This is a genomic window from Streptomyces sp. NPDC058092, assembly GCF_042884935.1.
In the GTDB taxonomy this organism is placed as follows: domain Bacteria; phylum Actinomycetota; class Actinomycetes; order Streptomycetales; family Streptomycetaceae; genus Streptomyces.
In genome coordinates this window covers 289188-306588 of the sequence record NZ_JBHVSY010000005.1, presented here as the reverse complement: position 1 = coordinate 306588, position 17401 = coordinate 289188, and the positions used below count along the sequence as shown (strand labels likewise).

Genomic DNA, 17401 nt, shown 5'->3' with positions numbered 1-17401 from the left:
GTCTCCGGGCGCTGCCGCCATCGAGGCGAATTCCATATCTCCCTCGGAGAATGCCGAGGACATGCGGCCTCCCTGCGGCCGACTCCAGCGCCTAACTGCCTGGATGATTGATTCCAAGGGATAGCTGCGCGGATGCAGGTTCCCGTTTCTGGTGGCGGAAGCCCCATGGGGGTGGCGGCGCGATGGCGGATACGTCACCGAAGCGGGATGCGAGGCGGTTGCCCTCAGCAGAGCAGCGTGATCGAGGCTTCCCCGTGGGATCGGCCGTTGACCTGGAGCTGCACCAGATGGACGCCCGGGTGGTAGCGCCGTGTGCTGATCGGCTTGAAGGAGTGTCTGCGTGTCGCGCGCCACGTCTCGCCGGGTGCCAGGGACCGCGTGGTGAGTTTGAAGACCTTGGGCGTGCGGCTGCCGTTGGCTTTCACGTGGTGGACGACGTAGTCGATGACGAGGTGAGCGGTCTGATCGTGGGCGTTGGTCACCGAGTAGTCGAACAGCAGATAGTCGCCGACCTGGATCTCTGAGGCGTGGACGTGCGGGCCCTCGACAGCGACGGGACTGTCCGGGGAGTGGCCGAGCAGCGTAAGGGCTCCGGCGTGGCCGGACTTGATCAGGGTCCGCAGGCCGTGCCGTACCAACCGGGTCGTCGTCGGTGCCGGCTCGCTCAGCCAGCGCGCCGCGACACCAGTGGCGATGTCGGGGTGGTCACGGCTGATGTCGTTGAGGTGGTTGGCCACTGATCTGCGGACGTATTCGGAGTCATCCCGGTACAGCGCGTCGAGCAGGGGCAGTGTGGGTGTCGGATCCGCGATCAGCTCCGGAAGCTGGGGCGCCCAGGGCAGTCTTGGCCGCGTGCCCTCACTGGCCAGTCGGCGGACGTGGAGGTCGGGATGCGCGGTCCACGGCGTCATGACCCGGAGTGCGCGTTCCAGGTCGGCACGGAGGAAGGGCCGGACGGCGATCTCCGCGGTCAGGCGCGGGGTGAGTTCTGCAAGCAGGGCGAGCGCCGGTTCGAAGGCGTCCCGGCCCCGTACGGCGACGGCCTCGGTGACAGGGAAGATCATCCATCCGGTGAAATCTCTGTCCCGCAGTGCGGCGCGCAACACGTTCGCGAAGGCCGGGTAGTCCGCCGGAAGATCAGCCAGGACGGCATTTCTGATCAGGGCGACACGCTCGGTGAAGCTCAGCCCGTCCAGGGCGGCGCCGCACCCCCGGGTCTCATGCGCCGTGATCCCGTCACCGGCTCGCGTGAGGCATCGGGCGAGGCCGGCGGCGGTGTCCGCGCTGAGTAGTTCGTCTGCCGAGGGCACAGCGTCATTCTCCTTGATCTCGGGGGCTATGCGGTGTGCAGCACCTGAGCGTGCCGCATCTCGTGCACCGTGCCGATTCGGCTGAAGAAGCCCTGTGCCCGGGGGTCGGTCGGCATTTCCTTGGCCGCGCGCTCGGCGACGGCGGCGGACGACCAGATGATGAAGTCCAGGACGGTGCCGTCGTCGAACTGGGCGAGGTGGGCGCCCTGAAAGCCGTCGCCGTAGTGCTCCTTGAGTAGTTTGACGAGCTGCTCTCGGTGGGCGGTGAGGGCGGCGGGGTCGTCGGTGTCGAACCTGACGTACTCGATGGTCGTACTCATGGCATCACCCTTCGTCGATCACGTTACTCACGGAGTTGGTGGATCAAATCCGTGAGCTGAAAGTTATCACGGGTTCGCTGACCTGAATCCAGTAGATTGAGGGGCATGACCATCCGGGACCTGCAGGAAATGCCGTGGATCGGCGAGGACCCGGTCCTCGACCTGGCCAACACCGTCGTCGTCGGCGCAGGCCCGGGGCGAGGCGACGTCGACTTCCTCGCCGATCGGGAACTCACCAGGCGATGGCGCGCCCGTGCCGCCGACCGCAGGTTGGCCGCCCTTCCCTTGGAGGAGCTGAAGCGGCTGCGTGGGTTGGTCCGCGCCGCGCTGGACGCGACAGCCGGACAGCGGCCGCTCACCGACAGCCTGCGGACCCGCCTGAACGAACTCGCCTCGTCCGCGCCCGTCGTCTTCCGGATGACCGGCGACGACCTGCTCGCACAGCAGGAACAGGGTGGCGGCGCCGACGCCGTCGTCGCCCGCGAGACGCTCGTCCTGGCCGCGGGTCCAGACGGTCAGCGGGTGCGGCGCTGCCCCGCCCCCAGTTGCGGCATGTTCTTCCTGGCCAGGCGCCGTGACCAGGCATGGTGTTCCCTCGGCTGCGGCAACCGGGCGCGGTCCACCCGGCGCCAGCCACGAGAGACGGGAACCCACAGCTGATGAGACAAGGGAAACCAAAGTCGGGTTATGACACCAGACTTGGACTCCCTCGCGACCGCACTCTATGCGGAGACCGACGACCTGCTGAAAGGTTCGCCGCAGCTTGCTCCGTGGAGGCCTGCGGTGGGTATCGCCCCGAAGCTCACCGACGCCGAGCTGGTCACGCTCGCGATGATGCAGGCCATGCTCGGCTTCACTTCCGAGGCCCGGTGGCTCCGCCATGCCCGCTCCCACCTGCGGCATCTCTTCCCGTACCTGCCGAAGCAGCCCGGCTACAACAAGCGCCTGCGCAAGGCTGCCGAGCTGCTCCGCCGGGTCACCCGGCTCCTGGCCACCGAGACCACCGTGTGGAGCGACGACGTGTGGATCGTGGACTCCACGCCGGTGGAGTGTGGCCGCTCACGCGAGACTGTCAAACGCTCCGACCTGGCCGGTTGGGCCGAGTACGGGTACTGCGCCAGCCACAGCCGCTTCTTCTGGGGCCTTCGGCTGCACCTGGTGTGCACCCTCCAGGGCCTGCCCGTCATCTTCGCCCTGACCGGAGCCAAGGCCGACGAGCGCGAGACCCTGCTGGACCTGCTCGCCGCCGAGCCGGCCCTCCTCGCCGGCCGACCCGGCCAGACGCTGATCTGCGACAAGAACTACTTCGGCCGTGACTTCGAATATCAACTGGCTGAGCAGGACATCCGACTACTGCGGCCGGCCCGCAGGGGCGAGCCGGAACGGCCCGGCGCACCCCTGTTCAAGCCGTTGCGGCAGGTCATCGAGTCAGTCAACGAGACCTTCAAGGGACAGCTCGATCTCGAACAGCATCGAGGACGCACGCCCGGCGGGGTCATCGCCCGCGTCATGCAGCGCATCCTCGCGCTGACCGCAGCGATCTGGCACAACGACTACATGGGACAGCCCGTCCTGCACTCACTGACCGCCTATGACCACTGACCACTTGGAATCAATCATCTGGAGCGCCGACGTTGTGACTGCCCCTCAACGAAGCACGAAACCCGGCACCATGTCGTCGTCGGGGTCGACGACGAACCGGTGCTCGCCGGTCTGGTAGGCCCGGCCGGTGACCACCGGCACCACGGCCTCCCGGCCTGCCTCGTGCGTGGTCCTTTGCACCCGCGCAAGCCAGGTCGCCTCGGTGATCGAGCTGTGCGCGAGCACTTGGCCGGGCTTGAGCCGGCCGGTGGAATGCAGCGCGGCAACCCGCGAGCAGGTGCCCGATCCGCAGGGCGAACGGTCGACCTCACCGTCGGCGAACACGGTGACATTGCGCTGCCGCAGGCTGCCGTCCGGGCCGATTCCCTGGTCGTCGATATAGATGACGCCGTAGATGCCGCTCAGCCGGTCGTCGAGCGGGTGCTCGGCGAAGGCGGTGGGGTTGAGGAAGCCCTTGATCTCGCGGCTCAGCTCGATCAGCGCGGTAAGCGAGGCCACACTCACGTCGAGGCCGACCGCTGCGGCCGGGACGTGAGCATAGATCGCGCCGCCGAAGCTGATCCCGCACCGGACCTCCCCGCGCGAGGTCGGGACCGCCACCTCGTCGTGCAGGACGTAGCTGGCAACACTGACGAAGTCGACGCTGACGACCCGGTCGCCGTCGGTGGCCACACGGGCGCGGACCCGCCCCGAGGGCACGTCGATCACCACCTCCGTGACCCCGCTGGGATCGATCGGAACCCGGCCGCTACGCACCGCCCACGCGCCAAGAGCGATGGTGCCGTGACCGCAGGCGGTCGAAAAACCGTCCTTGTGCCAGAAGAGCACACCGAAATGGGCCCCCGCGTCGTCGGGCGGAACAATGAACCCGCCGTACATGTCGGCGTGGCCGCGGGGCTCGGAGCACAGCAGGGCACGCAGCCCATCGATCCCGGGATCGGAGATCGCGCTCACACGCTTGTCCGCCACGGTGTCGCCCGCGATCCCGGGCACGTCGGTGACGATTCGGAACGGCTCACCGCCGGCGTGATAGTCGACGGTGCGGATGTCGGTGATGGTCATGGTGCGGTCCGATCCTGATACGGGACAGCGGGGGGCGGGCCGTCAGGCCATGGGCACAGAGGGGTTCAGCCGGCGCGGGAAAGGTCTCCCCGATCGACCGTGCGGACACCCGGCACCTCCCGAGCCGGTCTCACTGCCCGCGAGTGAACCATGTGACATGGCACAGTGCAATGGCGCATCCGGGCGCCCGCCTCACCCCTCCTCCGGGGCCAACTGCGCCATCACCAGCCCGTACAGCAACTCCACGTCCACGAACTCCCCTTCTCGTGGTGCCCCGCACCGCCAGCTCAGCGGGTACGTGTTGCCGTCCGGTGCGGGGATTCCCACGTACTGGTCACAGGCGGCCGGCCCGAAGCACCTGGCACCCGGCGGCCAGTCGTACTCCTTGCTCGAACCGGGCGGGATCAGGAAGTACGTCCACCGGGCGCCCGCGATCTCCCGTACGACCGGGCCCGGTTCGCCTTCGGTGAGCGTTCCGAGGTGCTGCAGCACTGCCTCGCCCCGCACGCCCCGCAGTCGGATGGCGTCGAAGTGGATGCCGGTCAGGTGGAGTTGGTGCCCGGCGGCGGGTACCCATTCGGGGCGTTTCTTGCTCGTCATGACCCCAAGCATTCCCATGGCTGCGTAGCGTGACCAGGAGGACGCGGTCCACATCGACGGGATGTGGTGAGGGTGGTGGTGACTGTGGGGACAAGTAGTACGCCGTCGCAGGTGCGGAGGCTCGTGGGTGAACTGATCCGTATCCATCGGGTACGGGCCGGGTTCACACAGAAGGACGCGGCGGACAAGTTGTTGATCTCGGAGTCGCTGATGGGAGCGGTCGAGCGGGCGGAGCGCATCCCGTCGCTGGAGCTGTTGGCCGACGCGGACCGGGTCTTCGTCGCGGGCGGTGCGCTGAAGGCGTGCGTCGAGCTGATCGACGAGGAGAAGTACCCGGCGAAGTTCCTGGACTGGGCGCGGCTGGAACGGCAGGCGCGGGTCATCAGCGCGTACGAGACGATGCTGATCCCGGGGCTGCTTCAGACGGAGGCGTACGCGTATGCCCTCTACCGGGCGCGCAAACCCGCGTACACCGAGGACGAGATCGTCCGGCACGTCGAGGCGCGGCTGGAACGGCAGGCCGTGCTGATGCGCACGCCGCCGCCGTACGTCGGGTTCGTCATCGAGGAGTCGATCCTGGAGCGGACGCTCGGTGGTGCGGAGGTGTTGAAGGAGCAACTGCTGCATCTGCTGGAGTGCATGCGGCGGATGACCCATCTCACCGTGCAGGTGATGCCCTCGGATCAGCACACGCATGCGGGGTTGAACGGGCCGATGCAGTTGATGTGCACGGCGGAAGGCCGCAATCTGGTCTTCGCGGAGAGCCAGGGCGGCGATAGGTTGATCGCCAGGCCGGAGCAGGTGGGCGACATGTTCGACCTCTTCGGCATCCTGCGGGCCCAGGCGCTCAATCCCTGGAAGTCGGCAGAGATCATCGAAACGAAGGCGAGGCAACTGTGACCACCGGGCCCGAGCTCTCCTGGTTCACGTCCAGCTACAGCAACAACGAGGGCGGCGCCTGCGTCGAAGTCGCCTACGACTGGCGCAAGTCCAGCTACAGCGGCAACGAGGGCGAAGCCTGCGTAGAGGTCGCCACCTGCCCCCACACCGTCCACGTCCGCGACTCCAAGGTCACCGACGGCCCCACCTTCGCCGTCGCCCCCGACGCTTGGGCCGCCTTCCTGGCCGGCGCCGTCACGGGCTGACCGCAGGCGTTTCGAGCCGTTGGCACGGAGGATTTTCATCCTGAAGTCGCAGGTCATTCGTCTGGCGTGAGTGGCGGTTGGGATGCTCTGGCCGGTCGGACCGGTGATCTTCTCGGGTGATCGTTCGTCGCCGGTGAACTTCGGCGTTCGTCAGCACCAGCAACGCGCGCAACAGCAGGGTGGCGTGACGGACGTGCATCCTGAACTTCGTCAAGACCCTCCAGTGGCCGCGTCGGCGATTCCGAGCAGTCCGCACCCCGACCTGACGGACGATCGGGCGCTGCAGAGCAGGTACTGCCAGGGGCTGGGGGCTTCAGCCACGTTGATACCTGCCCGCCATTGTGTGGAATACCTTCTTCGGTTCCCAGCGGGTCTCATCGAGCATCCGGACGACGCCGTAGGAGCCGAGGTCTTGCTCCTCGGGCCTGCTGTAACCGGCGAAGGTGAACCAGAGCGCGGTGTCCACGCCTTCCTCCTCGAAGATGTCCAGCAGCTCGGTGAAGTAGTGCACCTGCTCTTCCTCGTCCGGCACCGCGCCGTGCGGCACCTGCCAGGCCATGCCGCCGCGCTCTCCCGCGCCCTGGTATGCGCAGGTTCCGTACTCGGTCACCGCGACGGGCTTGCCGTGGGCGAGGTGCGCACGCAGCTCGTCCCGGAGGCTGTCGGCGTTGTAGGCAGCCCGGTAGGCATCGATGCCGACGAGGTCGAACGGACGCCAGTCGACGAACTCCCAAGGAGCGGAGGCGTACGTGACCCGCCCCCCGAAGTAGGTGCGGACACTCGCGGCGACCTGAGCGAGGAACTCGTTGAGGCGCTCCTGCACCGGACCGAGGGAGGACCACCACTCCATGTCGGCGGCAGCCATGACCCGCAGGCGATCGCCGTAGGTGTCGCCGGGGATGAAGCCGCCGCAGAACGCGCTGATCTCGCAGCCGGCAACGAACACCACATCGGCGCCGGCCTCCCGTACGGCTTCGGCCCGACGGGCGCAGTCGGCGAAGAACGGGATCAACTGGTCGGGGGGAAGGTCCACGGGAAAGGGGGCGAACCAGACCTCGAGGCCGGCGTCTGCAGCGTGTCGGGCAGCGATGCTCAGCCGTTCAGGATCTCGCCCGGAGATACGAACGGCGTCACAGTGGAGATCCCCGGAGATCACCGCCATGTCGTGCTGGACCGTCTCAGGGGTGAAGCTCGTGCGGGAGAGTTCTGCCCCAGGGAGGAACCCGGTGTCGTAGTTGATGCCCCGTGCGCGCACGTCATTTCCCCTTCACGAATCCGTTGCCGTGTTCCGGCAAGTCAACGACGCGCTCGGTGTCCTTGGCCAGAGGGGGAACGGAACGGCTACCGAAGGTGTCGGCGAATCCGGACGAACCCAGGAGCGGACCTGACAGATGATCACCCCGGCACGATCAAGACCCCCGCCCGCGCGAGGACACCACCCGCAGCCCACACCAGGCCCGTGACCAGCTACTTCGGGATGGAAAATCCTCATTGATCCCGGCAACGCGCATGCTCCGGCCTGCCTTGGCCCGGTCGGCGCGGGACGAGCGCGGCAGGAGGTTCGACCACCCGCTTCGCCTGTGCCGACGCGCGCATCCACCCCGCCGGCCACGATCGCGGCGGCGCCCCGGCTACTCCTCGTCGTCTTCGTCGAAGTCGCCCAGCACGTCGGAGAGGTGCTGCTCGATGGGATTGCCCAGCTCGTCTTCGGTGGAGAACAGTCCGTGCACGGCGCCCATCGGATAGATGGCCTCCTCCGTGCCCTCTCCGGGCGCCCCCACGCAGGGGTCGTCGATGACCCCTGACGGATCCGCCTCCCCGAACAGGGACGGCAGTTCGGCGCCCTTCACGGCGAACGGCTCGAACTTCCACACCGCCCCCCGGGCGCGGCAAACCACTTCCCCGATGTACCAGCATGCCCCTTGAAGGAACGCGTCGCGGCGCGCTGTGAGGCTCTCCGTGTCGCTGTCGTACTGGCTGCGGACGAGATCTTCCAGTGCGTCCAGGGACTGGGGGGAGAAGTCCCATGTCCCGGGGGTGCTGGTGGCCTCGGCCCAGTGCTCGAAATTCTGGGCGCGTTCGGTCAGCCACGTCAGCAGGTCGGGGTGGGTCTGCGGGTTGACGCCGTGGTCTGTGCGATCAGCCATGCCGCCCACTCTAGAGAGCCTCTCGGACAGGAGGAGCGAACTGTCCGCCCTGTCACACCGGTCGCGGCCGCAGGCGCGGCGGCAACCCGCGCAGGTGGGCCGGGCTCACGGCGGAGGACGCTGTCGGGGACGGCCGGGTTCATGGCGGAGGACGCCGGACACCGTGGCGCGCGCCCTGGACCCGGGAAAGCCGCCCGCCCCGGAACTTCCCCGGGGCGGGCGGCTTCGTCTGCGAGGCCGTGACCGGATTCGAACCGGTGTAACTCGAGTTGCAGTCGAGCCCCTGAACCACTCGGGCACACGGCCGTGTGTTCCTCGTTGTGGTTCGACCGTAGGGCCGGGTGTCCGCGCTGCTCAAGGGTGCGGGGCGGGCCGCAATGCGACTGCCATACCGTGTTCACGATCGGCTCCGCGGCCCTACGACCGACGTACGAGCGGCGGACCGTCTCGCGACAGGGGCCACATCGGATCTTGACCCTTACTCTTGGGCTCATGAGTGCCCTGGAACCACGAGACGCCGGTACCGATACCGGCACCGCCGTCGAAGCGGCGATACCGGTCCTGCCCGCCGGATCCGAAGGGGTGCTCGGGCGGACCTATCGGGCGCTGAGCATCGGCATCGTCTCCGTCGTGTTCCTGATCGCCTTCGAGGCGACGGCCGTGGGGACGGCGATGCCGGTCGCCGCCCGTGAGCTGCACGGCATACCGCTCTACGCGTTCGCGTTCTCCGCGTACTTCACCACCAGCCTGTTCGCCATGGTCCTCTCCGGGCAGTGGGCGGACCGGCGCGGGCCGCTGGGGCCGCTGGCCGCCGGGATCAGTGCGTTCGGGGTGGGGCTGCTGCTGTCGGGCACGGCGGGAAACATGTGGATGTTCATCGCCGGGCGGGCCGTTCAGGGGCTCGGCGGCGGGCTGGTGATCGTGGCGTTGTACGTGGTGATCAGCCGGGCGTATCCGGAGCGGCTGAGGCCGTCGATCATGGCCGCGTTCGCCGCGAGCTGGGTGATCCCTTCCGTCGTGGGGCCGCTCGCCGCCGGGAGTGTGACCGAGCACCTGGGGTGGCGGTGGGTCTTCATCGGCATTCCCGTGCTGGTGGTGTTCCCGCTGGCGCTCGCGCTGCCCGCGATCCGGCGCCGGGCGTCGGGGCCGGCAGATCCGGCGGCGCCCGTCGAGCCGTACGACCGGCGCCGCATCCGTCTCGCGCTCGGGATCTCGCTGGGGGCGGGGCTGCTCCAGTACGCCGGGCAGGAGCGGAACTGGTTCGCGCTGCTTCCGGCCGTCGCGGGGGTTGCCCTGCTCGTTCCCGCCGTGCGCGGGCTGCTGCCCCCGGGCACGGGCCGGGCGGTGCGCGGGCTGCCCTCGGTGGTGCTGCTGCGCGGGGTGGCGGCCGGGTCGTTCATCGCCGCCGAGTCGTTCGTACCGCTGATGCTGGTGACCCAGCGCGGGCTGAGTCCGACGATGGCCGGGCTCTCGCTCGCGGCCGGGGGCGGGACCTGGGCGCTCGGTTCGTACGTACAGTCCAGGCCGCGCCTTGAGCCGTACCGGGAGCGCCTGATGGTGGGCGGCATGGTGCTGGTCGCCGCGGCGATCGCGGCCGCGCCGTCCGTGCTGATCGACTGGGTGCCGGTCTGGACCGTGGCCGTGGCGTGGGCCTTCGGGTGCTTCGGCATGGGCATGGTGCTCGCATCGACGAGCGTGCTGCTGCTGAAGCTGTCGGCGCCGGAGGAGGCGGGGGCGAACTCGGCCGCCCTCCAGATCTCCGACGGGCTGTCGAACGTCCTGCTGCTGGCCGCGGGTGGAGCGGCCTTCGCCGCGCTCGGCGGCGGTGCGGTGGGGGCCGTGCACGGGGCGGTGGAGGCGGGGGCCTCGGGGTCCCATCCGGGGGCGTTCGCGGTGGTCTTCCTGCCGATGGCGGGGGTGGCGCTGGTGGGGGCGTGGGTGGCGGCGCGGGTGCGGGAGCGCTGACCGGTACCAACGTGGCCCCATGGGTGGTACCGTTTTGGTATGGCTATGAACCTGCGTCTGCGTGACGACCAGCAAGAGGCGCTCAAGCTCCGTGCGGAAGAGGAGGGGCGGAGCATGCACGCCATAGTGCTTCAGGCGATCGATCGGTACCTGGAACAGGAGGCGGACAGGCAGGAGGTCCGCAGGCTCGGGGCCAAGTACGCGGTGCGCCACGCCGACCTGCTTCGGAGGCTGGGGGAGTAGTGAAGTACGTGACGGTCCAGGAAGTCCTGGACCTGGCGGAGCTTGCCTGTGGGGGGCAGCAGGTCGCGGTGCGTGATCTGGGGCTGCTCAGCTCGGCGGTTCACCGCCCCCAGTCCCAGATCTTCGGCATCGAGGCGTACTCGGATCTCTTCGAGAAAGCAGCTGCGCTGCTGCACTCGCTTGCCGTGCACCGTCCCCTGGTGGATGGGAACAAGCGTATGGCCTGGATGTGCACAGTCGTGTTCCTCGACTTCAACGGTTCGGACATGGTCGACGTCGATCAGGGCGATGCGTACAAGCTCGTCATCGAGGTGGCGATGGGCGCCCTCGACGACGTCGGGTACATCGCCCAGCGCCTGCGTTCCCTGCGCGCGGGCGTGTGACCTGAGTCGCACCCGCGCGGCCCCTCGGTCTGTTCGTACGAGGTTCGGTGCGGGGCGCCGGTAGGGTGGCCCGGTTGTCCCATGGACACCCCACCACGTACCCGAGAGACCCGAACCGGAGACCGTGACTACTACCGCCTCCCACCACCTCTCACCCGCCTTTCCCGGCCGCGCCCCCTGGGGCACGGCCGGCAAGCTGCGAGCCTGGCAGCAGGGCGCCATGGAGAAGTACATCCAGGAGCAGCCGCGCGACTTCCTAGCGGTCGCCACCCCCGGCGCGGGGAAGACCACCTTCGCGCTGACCCTCGCGTCATGGCTGCTGCACCACCACGTGGTGCAGCAGGTCACCGTCGTCGCGCCGACCGAGCACCTGAAGAAGCAGTGGGCCGAGGCAGCGGCCCGGATAGGGATCAAGCTCGACCCCGAGTACAGCGCGGGCCCCGTGAGCAAGGAGTACCACGGGGTCGCTGTCACCTACGCGGGTGTCGGCGTCCGGCCGATGCTGCACCGCAACCGGTGCGAGCAGCGCAAGACCCTCGTGATCCTCGACGAGATCCACCACGCCGGTGACTCGAAGTCCTGGGGCGAGGCCTGCCAGGAGGCGTTCGACCCGGCCACCCGGCGGCTCGCGCTCACCGGTACGCCGTTCCGGTCCGACACCAACCCGATCCCCTTCGTCGCGTACGAGGAGGGCAACGACGGCATCCGGCGCTCCTCCGCCGACTACACCTACGGCTACGGCAACGCGCTCGCCGACGGCGTCGTCCGGCCCGTGATCTTCCTCAGCTACAGCGGCAACATGCGCTGGCGCACCAAGGCCGGGGACGAGATCGCGGCCCGGCTCGGCGAGCCGATGACCAAGGACGCCATCGGGCAGGCGTGGCGCACCGCCCTGTCGCCCACCGGGGACTGGATCCCCAATGTGCTGAGTGCCGCCGACAAGCGGCTGACCGAGGTCCGCAAGGGCATTCCGGATGCGGGTGGGCTGGTCATCGCCACCGACCAGGAATCGGCGCGCGAGTACGCGAAGATCCTGAAGAAGGTCACCGGCGAGAAGGCCACCGTGGTCCTCTCCGACGAGAAGGCCGCGTCGAAGAATATCGACAGGTTCAGCGAGGACGAATCGCGCTGGATGGTCGCCGTCCGCATGGTGTCGGAAGGCGTCGACGTGCCGCGCCTCGCCGTGGGCGTGTACGCCACCACCATCTCCACCCCGCTCTTCTTCGCGCAGGCCGTCGGGCGTTTCGTGCGGTCGCGCAGACGCGGCGAGACCGCTTCCGTCTTCGTACCGACGATCCCGATGCTGCTCGACTTCGCCAACGAGATGGAGGTCGAACGGGACCACGTCCTCGACAAGCCCAAGAAGGGCAGCGACGAGGAGAACCCGTTCGCGGAGGAGGACAGGCTCCTCGCCGACGCCGAGAAGCTGGAGGACGAGGAGACCGAGGAGCAACTGCCCTTCGAGGCCCTCGAATCCGACGCGGTCTTCGACCGGGTGCTGTACGACGGTGCCGAATTCGGCATGCAGGCCCACCCCGGGAGCGAGGAGGAGCAGGACTACCTGGGGATTCCCGGACTGCTCGAACCCGACCAGGTGCAGCTGCTGCTCCAGAAGCGGCAGACCCGGCAGATCGCGCACAGCCGCCAGAAGCCGGCCGGGGAGGCCGACCTGCTGGAGAAGCCGGCTGAGGCGCGGCCGGTGGTCACGCACAAGCAGCTGCTGGGGCTGCGCAAGCAGCTCAACACGATGGTGTCTGCGTACACGCACCAGAGCGGAAAGCCGCACGGGGTGATCCACACCGAGCTGCGTCGGGTGTGCGGCGGGCCGCCCAGCGCGGAGGCCACGGCCGGGCAGATCCAGCAGCGGATCCAGAAGGTCCAGGAGTGGGCCACCCGGATGAGGTGACCCGGCACCGACGGCCCCCGGTGCGCGGGCGGAGCGATCCGCGCGCGCACCGGGGGCCGGGCTGTCAGCCGGCGGCCAGGGCGTCAGGCACTTCGGCGGGCAGTTTCGCCTGTGCCGCGCAGCCCAGCTCCTCGGCCAGGGCGCGGGAAACGGAGTTGAGGACCGACATGCGTCCCTTTCCGTCGGGGTTCACCTGGCCCCGTGCGGAAAACATTTCCGCCCTCACATAGGGCGTCTTTCCGTCGGACCCTTCCGTGGGGCACGCGAAGTAGAGCGAGGTGCCATTATCGCCCTGCGCGGACGCGAACAGTCCGAGAGGAAAGAACATCTCCCCCGAGTCGCTCGCTTTTTCCTCTTCGGCTAGGTCGGGGTGGCTTTTATGCGCCTGGAAGCTGATGTCGAGAAGCGGAAAATCGTTCTCGCCATCGGCTTTGTAGATGAGGCAGACGTTCTTCTCGGTCGGCTTGTCGTGAAGGGTCTCCTCCGCAAGTTCCAAGGAGAATTTGTACGGGGTCCCGGACGCCTTGGTCCCCTGGAGTTCGGTGAAACGGTCTGTGCCGCCGAGGCTTTCCAGCGCGGTCACCGCCGCCGGGTCCAGCGTCCCGTCACAGACCTGGGAGGCCGAGAGCACGTCCGGGTTTCCGTCCTTACTGCTGTCGTTGCTGCATGCGGTCGCCCCGGTGACGACAAGAGTCACGAATACAGCCCAGCACGTTTTTGCCTTCATGAACGCTCCGACATGTGCATAGCCGACTGCTGCCGCACCGCTGGTCAACCCTTGTACGGGGCGCGCCCGCGGAAGTCGTTTTGATTCGAACCGGTGTTGATGTAGCTGCTCTCGATGTCCCTCGCCCACTCCGAATCTTCGCCGTTGTCCCATTTCGGATTGTTTTCGCCGTAGGTGGTGTAGGCGGCGCCGAGTTCGTCGGCGCCCTTTTGGTAGAATTTCTGACTGGTCATCTGCGACTTCTCGGTGGCGTCCTGCTCGGATTTGTCGATGCTCTTGTCGACCTCGTGGCCGATGAATGTATTCACCATGTCGCCGACGGTGTCCGCCGCCATGGGAGCGACCACCAGGGCTGCGGCGGTGGAGCCGGGCAGCGGGATCGCCGCGATTCCGCCTCCCACCACCACGCCGGCGCCCAGCTTGACCCAGTCCCCGGACCGGCCGAGAGACTTGTTGGCTTGCTCGGCGTCGTCCTTGTACGTGGTCTCCGCCTGCTGCACGCGCGAGTGGTCCAGGATGCCGCGGGCCTCGGCGCCCGTCGTAAGCGCGTCCTTGGCGTGGTTGATGTTCTCCTCGCTCGTGGCCGGGTTGGCGTCCAGAGCACTCAGTGTGTAGAGGTGCTGCGCTGCCGTGACGACGCCGTGCGAGGTCTCGTCCTGTCCAAGCACGCTGAGGAAATTGATGGCTCCCTGCTCGCCGAAGTTCGCCCGTCCTTCGTACTTGGCGGGGAAGGATCCGCTGTCCTTCGCGTGGTCCCCGACACCCGACAGGCTGTAGTCGATGTCGTCGATGTACGCGGCGCCCATCTTCCCCAGGCTGTCGGCCAGTTGTGACTGAGGGCCGCGCCGATGGCGAAGGTCTCCGTCCTGAGGCCTCCGGCAGCCTTCTGGGTGGTGGCGCGGGCGTGGTCACCGGCCTTCTCCAGATCTCCGTACATCCGGTATGCGGTATTGCCGATTGCCGCCAGGTCATGCTGATTGACCTTCAGGTCGCCCTGGGGAATCGGCCCTCCGCCGCCTGGTTCGACCTGATTCAATTGCGTCTGAGTCGAGTGTCTCTCTGCCGCCTCGGATTTCAGCTGCTCCCACTCGTCCCACGCCACTGGTGGTTGCCTCCCCGTCGTCCCGGTGATCCCCGTATGTCGCTCCTGTGGACGATATGCGGTGCGTCACTTTATCAATGAGGCCGGGCAGTTGCTGTAAAAGTTGACCATGAATTGAAATGGTCAATCGCAGGTGATGTGTGTCCGGTGTGGAGGCGCCGGGTGCCGGACGTGCGGCGGGCCGGCCCGGGGCGGGGACAGCGGTCCTCGCCCCGGGCCGGCGTCGTTGATGCGGCTCAGGTGCGGCTCAGGCTCGGTTACCGGGTGCGGATGGGTGCGGTCGCCGGGTGCGGGGCGGGTGTCGTCACCGGGTGAGTGGATGTCGTACGTACGGCTGCCGGACGTACGGCTACCAGGTGAACGGTGCCGACTGGTTGACCGTGGCCACACACGGAACCGTGGCCGACGTCGGGGACGAGGCCACGATCTGCAGTGACCAGTTGGTTGCGCTCGGGGGAGTGGCCAGCACCACGGAATCGGTGCGGTCACCCGCTGCCAGAGTGCCGGAGGTGAGCTTCAGCGGCCCCAGGGTGATCGGGTTGGGGCCGGTCATGCCGGGGTTGGTCTTCCCGGAGAACTGCACCTGACTGGTGACGCCGCCCGAGGTCTTGGTGAGCTTGAGCGTCGTCGTGATGCTGTTCGGGTCGGCACTGGCGCCGATCGGCATGGTGATCGCGGTGGAGTTGATCTTGATGGTCTTGGACGTGCCCGAGTCGGCGGCGGTCAGGGTCGCGAGACCGCTGCCCCAGGCGCCGCAGTTGTACGTGGCCGTCGCGATGAGCGGGGTCACCGCCTGGGCTGTCGGCGCCAGGGCGAGCGCGGCGGCAGCGGAGCAGGCCGCGGCGAGCACGAGCGGGACGCGGACGTGTCTTCGGTTCGACGGCCGTACTCTCGACGGCCGTACAGAAGTGATCGACATGACGGGAGGAACTCCTTCCGGTTGAATTCCGCGGATTCGAAGAAATCGCCGTGTGCGATCTTCTTGCGGATCTGCGTGCCGGGCCCGGCATGTCGGGTGCAGTGAAACTGTGATCTTCAGAGATGTCAAGAGATGTCAACAGGTGCGTGGAAAGTGTCTACGGGAATGCTTTTAGGGCATTTCGGGTAACGATCATTCTCCGGGTGATGATCAGTCAATTCTCTCTTGACTTCTCTGCGTGCGACCTCCTCAATGTGCGCAAATCAATGGGCCATGGAGGGGTGTCTGGTGATTCGACGACGAAGACCTGGCGTGACCGGTCTGCTCGCTGCCTGCTTCGTACTGTCCCTGAGCTGCGTCGGGGCCACCGCCCAGGCGGCCGGGACGGCGGGGCGGCAGGCTGCCGGTACGGTCACCCCGACCGTCCACTGCACCCTGCCCGCCGGTCAGGGCGAGGCGACCGGCCCGCAGGAGATGACCGTCGAGCTGTCGCCCGCGGTCGTCGCTCCGGGCGGCAAGGTGCACGCCAAGGTCACGCTGGGCCCGTCCCCCGCCACCAGCGGTCTGCCGCTGGAAGACGTGCCGACCATCCCCAGCCTCGACCTCGCGATGACGGGCGGGGCCACCGGCACCGTCACCGTGCGGGGCGCCGAGTTCACGATGGACATCCCGGCCGGGACGCCCATCGAACTCCCGCCGTACGAGGGCGATTTCCTGGTCCCCGCGGATGCCTCGGGGGAGATCTCCTTCGCCCCGGTCCGTACGCTGACGCAGACCAAGGTGCTCGGCTCGGTCTTCGAGACGCCCTGCGACGTGGTCGACGGCGGCGGCTCCATCGGCACCGTCACGGCGGAGGGCACCGGCTCCGAGCCCGCCACCCTGACCGCCCCCGCCGATCCCGTACGCCCCAACACCCCGGTGACGCTGGGTGGTTCGGGCTGGACGCCGGGCGGCACACCCGTACCCTCGCTCTGCGCGAAGGGCGGTGGCGGCTGCGACCCGCTGAAGTTCAAGAGCCACACCCTCACCGTCGACAGCTACGGAACGCTGCACGGCACGGCCACCCTCGCGGAGGCCGGGGCGGTGCCGGACGGCGCGTACGAGGTGAAGGTCAACGACGGCACGAAGGAAGCCACCGCTCCCCTCACCGTCAAGGCCGTCGCGGCCGGCGACCGCGAGATCTCGCTCTCGCGGAGCAGCGGACCCGTCGGCAGTGTGATCACGGTCAGCGGAAAGAACTACAACCCGGACCGCTGGATCAATGTCATCGGCCTCGACGCGACGGGCACCGGGCTCGACGACAGTGCGGTCTACGTCAAGAGCGGCTCGGACGGCACGTTCGCCGTCGAGTTCACCGTGATCTCCGATGCCGTCGTCGCCGTCCAGGCCGACGAGGGCAACGACCCCGCCACCGTACGGACCACTCCGTTCACCGTCACCACGGACGGGGGCGGGGGCGGCGGCAGCGCCGACCAGAAGCTGAACACCTCGGTCCGGGCCGGGACGCTGTCCATGGTCCAGGACGGCGACACCGTCGACTTCGGTACGACGGTCCTGGGCACCGGCAGCGGAGTGCAGCGCTCCCGGCTCAACCGGGTCGAGGTGGAGGACGCCCGCGGCGTCAACAGCGGCTGGTCCCTGACCGCCACCCTCACCGGATTCACCAGCGCCGGCGGGGACACCATCCCGGCGGGTGCCGTCCGGTGGACGCCCAAGTGCGCGGCGCAGAACGGGAGCGTGGGCGTGCCGGTGGCCGGATCGCCCGCCGCGCTCGGGAGTGAGGCGGCGAGTCTCTGCCGGATGAACCCGGACGGCTCCCGCCCGTTCACCGGCGGCCGGTTCGACGCCGACGCCGATCTCGTACTGACGGTGCCCGGAACCACCCGGCCCGGAGATTACAGCGCCACCCTGACGCTCACCCTTCTCTGAGAGCCGCCAGGGATCTGAGAGCCGCCAGGGAAAGGAAGGAA

At 68.2% G+C, this 17401-nt stretch carries 18 protein-coding genes and 1 tRNA gene; 9 read left to right on the top strand and 10 right to left on the bottom strand.

The window, feature by feature from the left end:
* Positions 1-224 precede the first annotated feature (224 nt).
* Positions 225-1310 (bottom strand): DNA alkylation repair protein, encoded by a 1086-nt coding sequence (locus ACFVV1_RS11565; RefSeq protein WP_389988090.1) that lies wholly within the window; start codon positions 1308-1310, stop codon positions 225-227.
* A gap of 26 nt (positions 1311-1336) precedes the next feature.
* Positions 1337-1630: a hypothetical protein gene (locus ACFVV1_RS11560; RefSeq protein WP_389988087.1), complete on the bottom strand. Its 294-nt coding sequence runs from the start codon at positions 1628-1630 to the stop codon at positions 1337-1339.
* Positions 1631-1735: 105 nt separating this feature from the next.
* Between ACFVV1_RS11560 and ACFVV1_RS11555 the strand changes: the two genes are divergently transcribed.
* On the top strand, positions 1736-2290 hold the full coding sequence (locus ACFVV1_RS11555; RefSeq protein ID WP_389988084.1) for an ABATE domain-containing protein: 555 nt from the start codon (positions 1736-1738) through the stop codon (positions 2288-2290).
* Between the two features lie 27 nt (positions 2291-2317).
* The gene (locus ACFVV1_RS11550) at positions 2318-3232 is read left to right on the top strand and encodes an IS982 family transposase (protein ID WP_389988081.1); all 915 of its coding nucleotides are present in this window, start codon (positions 2318-2320) and stop codon (positions 3230-3232) included.
* Positions 3233-3277: 45 nt separating this feature from the next.
* Here ACFVV1_RS11550 and ACFVV1_RS11545 read toward each other — a convergent pair whose 3' ends face one another.
* Entirely contained in the window at positions 3278-4294 is a 1017-nt protein-coding gene (locus ACFVV1_RS11545) for a proline racemase family protein (RefSeq protein ID WP_389988078.1), read from the bottom strand.
* Positions 4295-4486: 192 nt separating this feature from the next.
* Positions 4487-4894, bottom strand: coding sequence for a hypothetical protein (locus ACFVV1_RS11540; RefSeq protein WP_389988075.1), 408 nt, complete (start codon positions 4892-4894; stop codon positions 4487-4489).
* A 123-nt stretch (positions 4895-5017) separates the two neighbouring features.
* On the opposite strand from ACFVV1_RS11540, the gene ACFVV1_RS11535 reads away from it, so the two are divergent.
* Together ACFVV1_RS11535 and ACFVV1_RS11530 are read left to right on the top strand one after the other, a co-directional pair.
* Positions 5018-5794 carry a Scr1 family TA system antitoxin-like transcriptional regulator gene (locus ACFVV1_RS11535; RefSeq protein WP_389988072.1) on the top strand — a complete coding sequence of 259 codons (777 nt, stop codon included), beginning with the start codon at positions 5018-5020 and terminating at the stop codon, positions 5792-5794.
* On the top strand, positions 5791-6039 hold the full coding sequence (locus ACFVV1_RS11530; protein WP_389988069.1) for a DUF397 domain-containing protein: 249 nt from the start codon (positions 5791-5793) through the stop codon (positions 6037-6039). The genes ACFVV1_RS11535 and ACFVV1_RS11530 overlap by 4 nt, the downstream gene beginning before the upstream one ends.
* A 313-nt stretch (positions 6040-6352) precedes the next feature.
* On the opposite strand, the gene ACFVV1_RS11525 is transcribed toward ACFVV1_RS11530, so the two are convergent.
* The 3 genes from ACFVV1_RS11525 to ACFVV1_RS11515 form a co-directional block, all read right to left on the bottom strand.
* On the bottom strand, positions 6353-7294 hold the full coding sequence (locus ACFVV1_RS11525; protein ID WP_389988066.1) for a hypothetical protein: 942 nt from the start codon (positions 7292-7294) through the stop codon (positions 6353-6355).
* Between the two features lie 376 nt (positions 7295-7670).
* The gene (locus tag ACFVV1_RS11520) at positions 7671-8186 is read right to left on the bottom strand and encodes a hypothetical protein (protein ID WP_389988063.1); all 516 of its coding nucleotides are present in this window, start codon (positions 8184-8186) and stop codon (positions 7671-7673) included.
* A gap of 234 nt (positions 8187-8420) precedes the next feature.
* Positions 8421-8492, bottom strand: a tRNA-Cys gene (locus ACFVV1_RS11515).
* Between the two features lie 186 nt (positions 8493-8678).
* Here ACFVV1_RS11515 and ACFVV1_RS11510 point away from each other — a divergent pair.
* The 4 genes from ACFVV1_RS11510 (at position 8679) to ACFVV1_RS11495 (ending at position 12683) form a co-directional block, all read left to right on the top strand.
* Entirely contained in the window at positions 8679-10151 is a 1473-nt protein-coding gene (locus ACFVV1_RS11510) for an MFS transporter (RefSeq protein ID WP_389988060.1), read from the top strand.
* A gap of 45 nt (positions 10152-10196) precedes the next feature.
* A complete protein-coding gene (locus ACFVV1_RS11505) occupies positions 10197-10394 on the top strand; it encodes an Arc family DNA-binding protein (protein ID WP_389988286.1) in 198 nt (65 codons plus the stop codon).
* On the top strand, positions 10394-10777 hold the full coding sequence (locus tag ACFVV1_RS11500) for a type II toxin-antitoxin system death-on-curing family toxin (protein WP_389988057.1): 384 nt from the start codon (positions 10394-10396) through the stop codon (positions 10775-10777). The genes ACFVV1_RS11505 and ACFVV1_RS11500 overlap by 1 nt, the downstream gene beginning before the upstream one ends.
* Positions 10778-10901: 124 nt before the next feature.
* Positions 10902-12683 carry a DEAD/DEAH box helicase gene (locus ACFVV1_RS11495; RefSeq protein WP_389988054.1) on the top strand — a complete coding sequence of 594 codons (1782 nt, stop codon included), beginning with the start codon at positions 10902-10904 and terminating at the stop codon, positions 12681-12683.
* A gap of 64 nt (positions 12684-12747) precedes the next feature.
* On the opposite strand, the gene ACFVV1_RS11490 is transcribed toward ACFVV1_RS11495, so the two are convergent.
* From ACFVV1_RS11490 to ACFVV1_RS11480, 3 genes are all read right to left on the bottom strand, one after another.
* Positions 12748-13380, bottom strand: a complete 633-nt coding sequence (locus tag ACFVV1_RS11490; RefSeq protein WP_389988051.1) for a hypothetical protein — start codon at positions 13378-13380, stop codon at positions 12748-12750.
* Between the two features lie 74 nt (positions 13381-13454).
* Positions 13455-14216, bottom strand: a complete 762-nt coding sequence (locus tag ACFVV1_RS11485; protein ID WP_389988048.1) for a hypothetical protein — start codon at positions 14214-14216, stop codon at positions 13455-13457.
* 645 nt (positions 14217-14861) lie between these two features.
* A complete protein-coding gene (locus tag ACFVV1_RS11480) occupies positions 14862-15431 on the bottom strand; it encodes a hypothetical protein (RefSeq protein ID WP_389988045.1) in 570 nt (189 codons plus the stop codon).
* Positions 15432-15743: 312 nt separating this feature from the next.
* On the opposite strand from ACFVV1_RS11480, the gene ACFVV1_RS11475 reads away from it, so the two are divergent.
* Positions 15744-17360: a WxL domain-containing protein gene (locus tag ACFVV1_RS11475; protein WP_389988042.1), complete on the top strand. Its 1617-nt coding sequence runs from the start codon at positions 15744-15746 to the stop codon at positions 17358-17360.
* Positions 17361-17401: the final 41 nt, after the last annotated feature.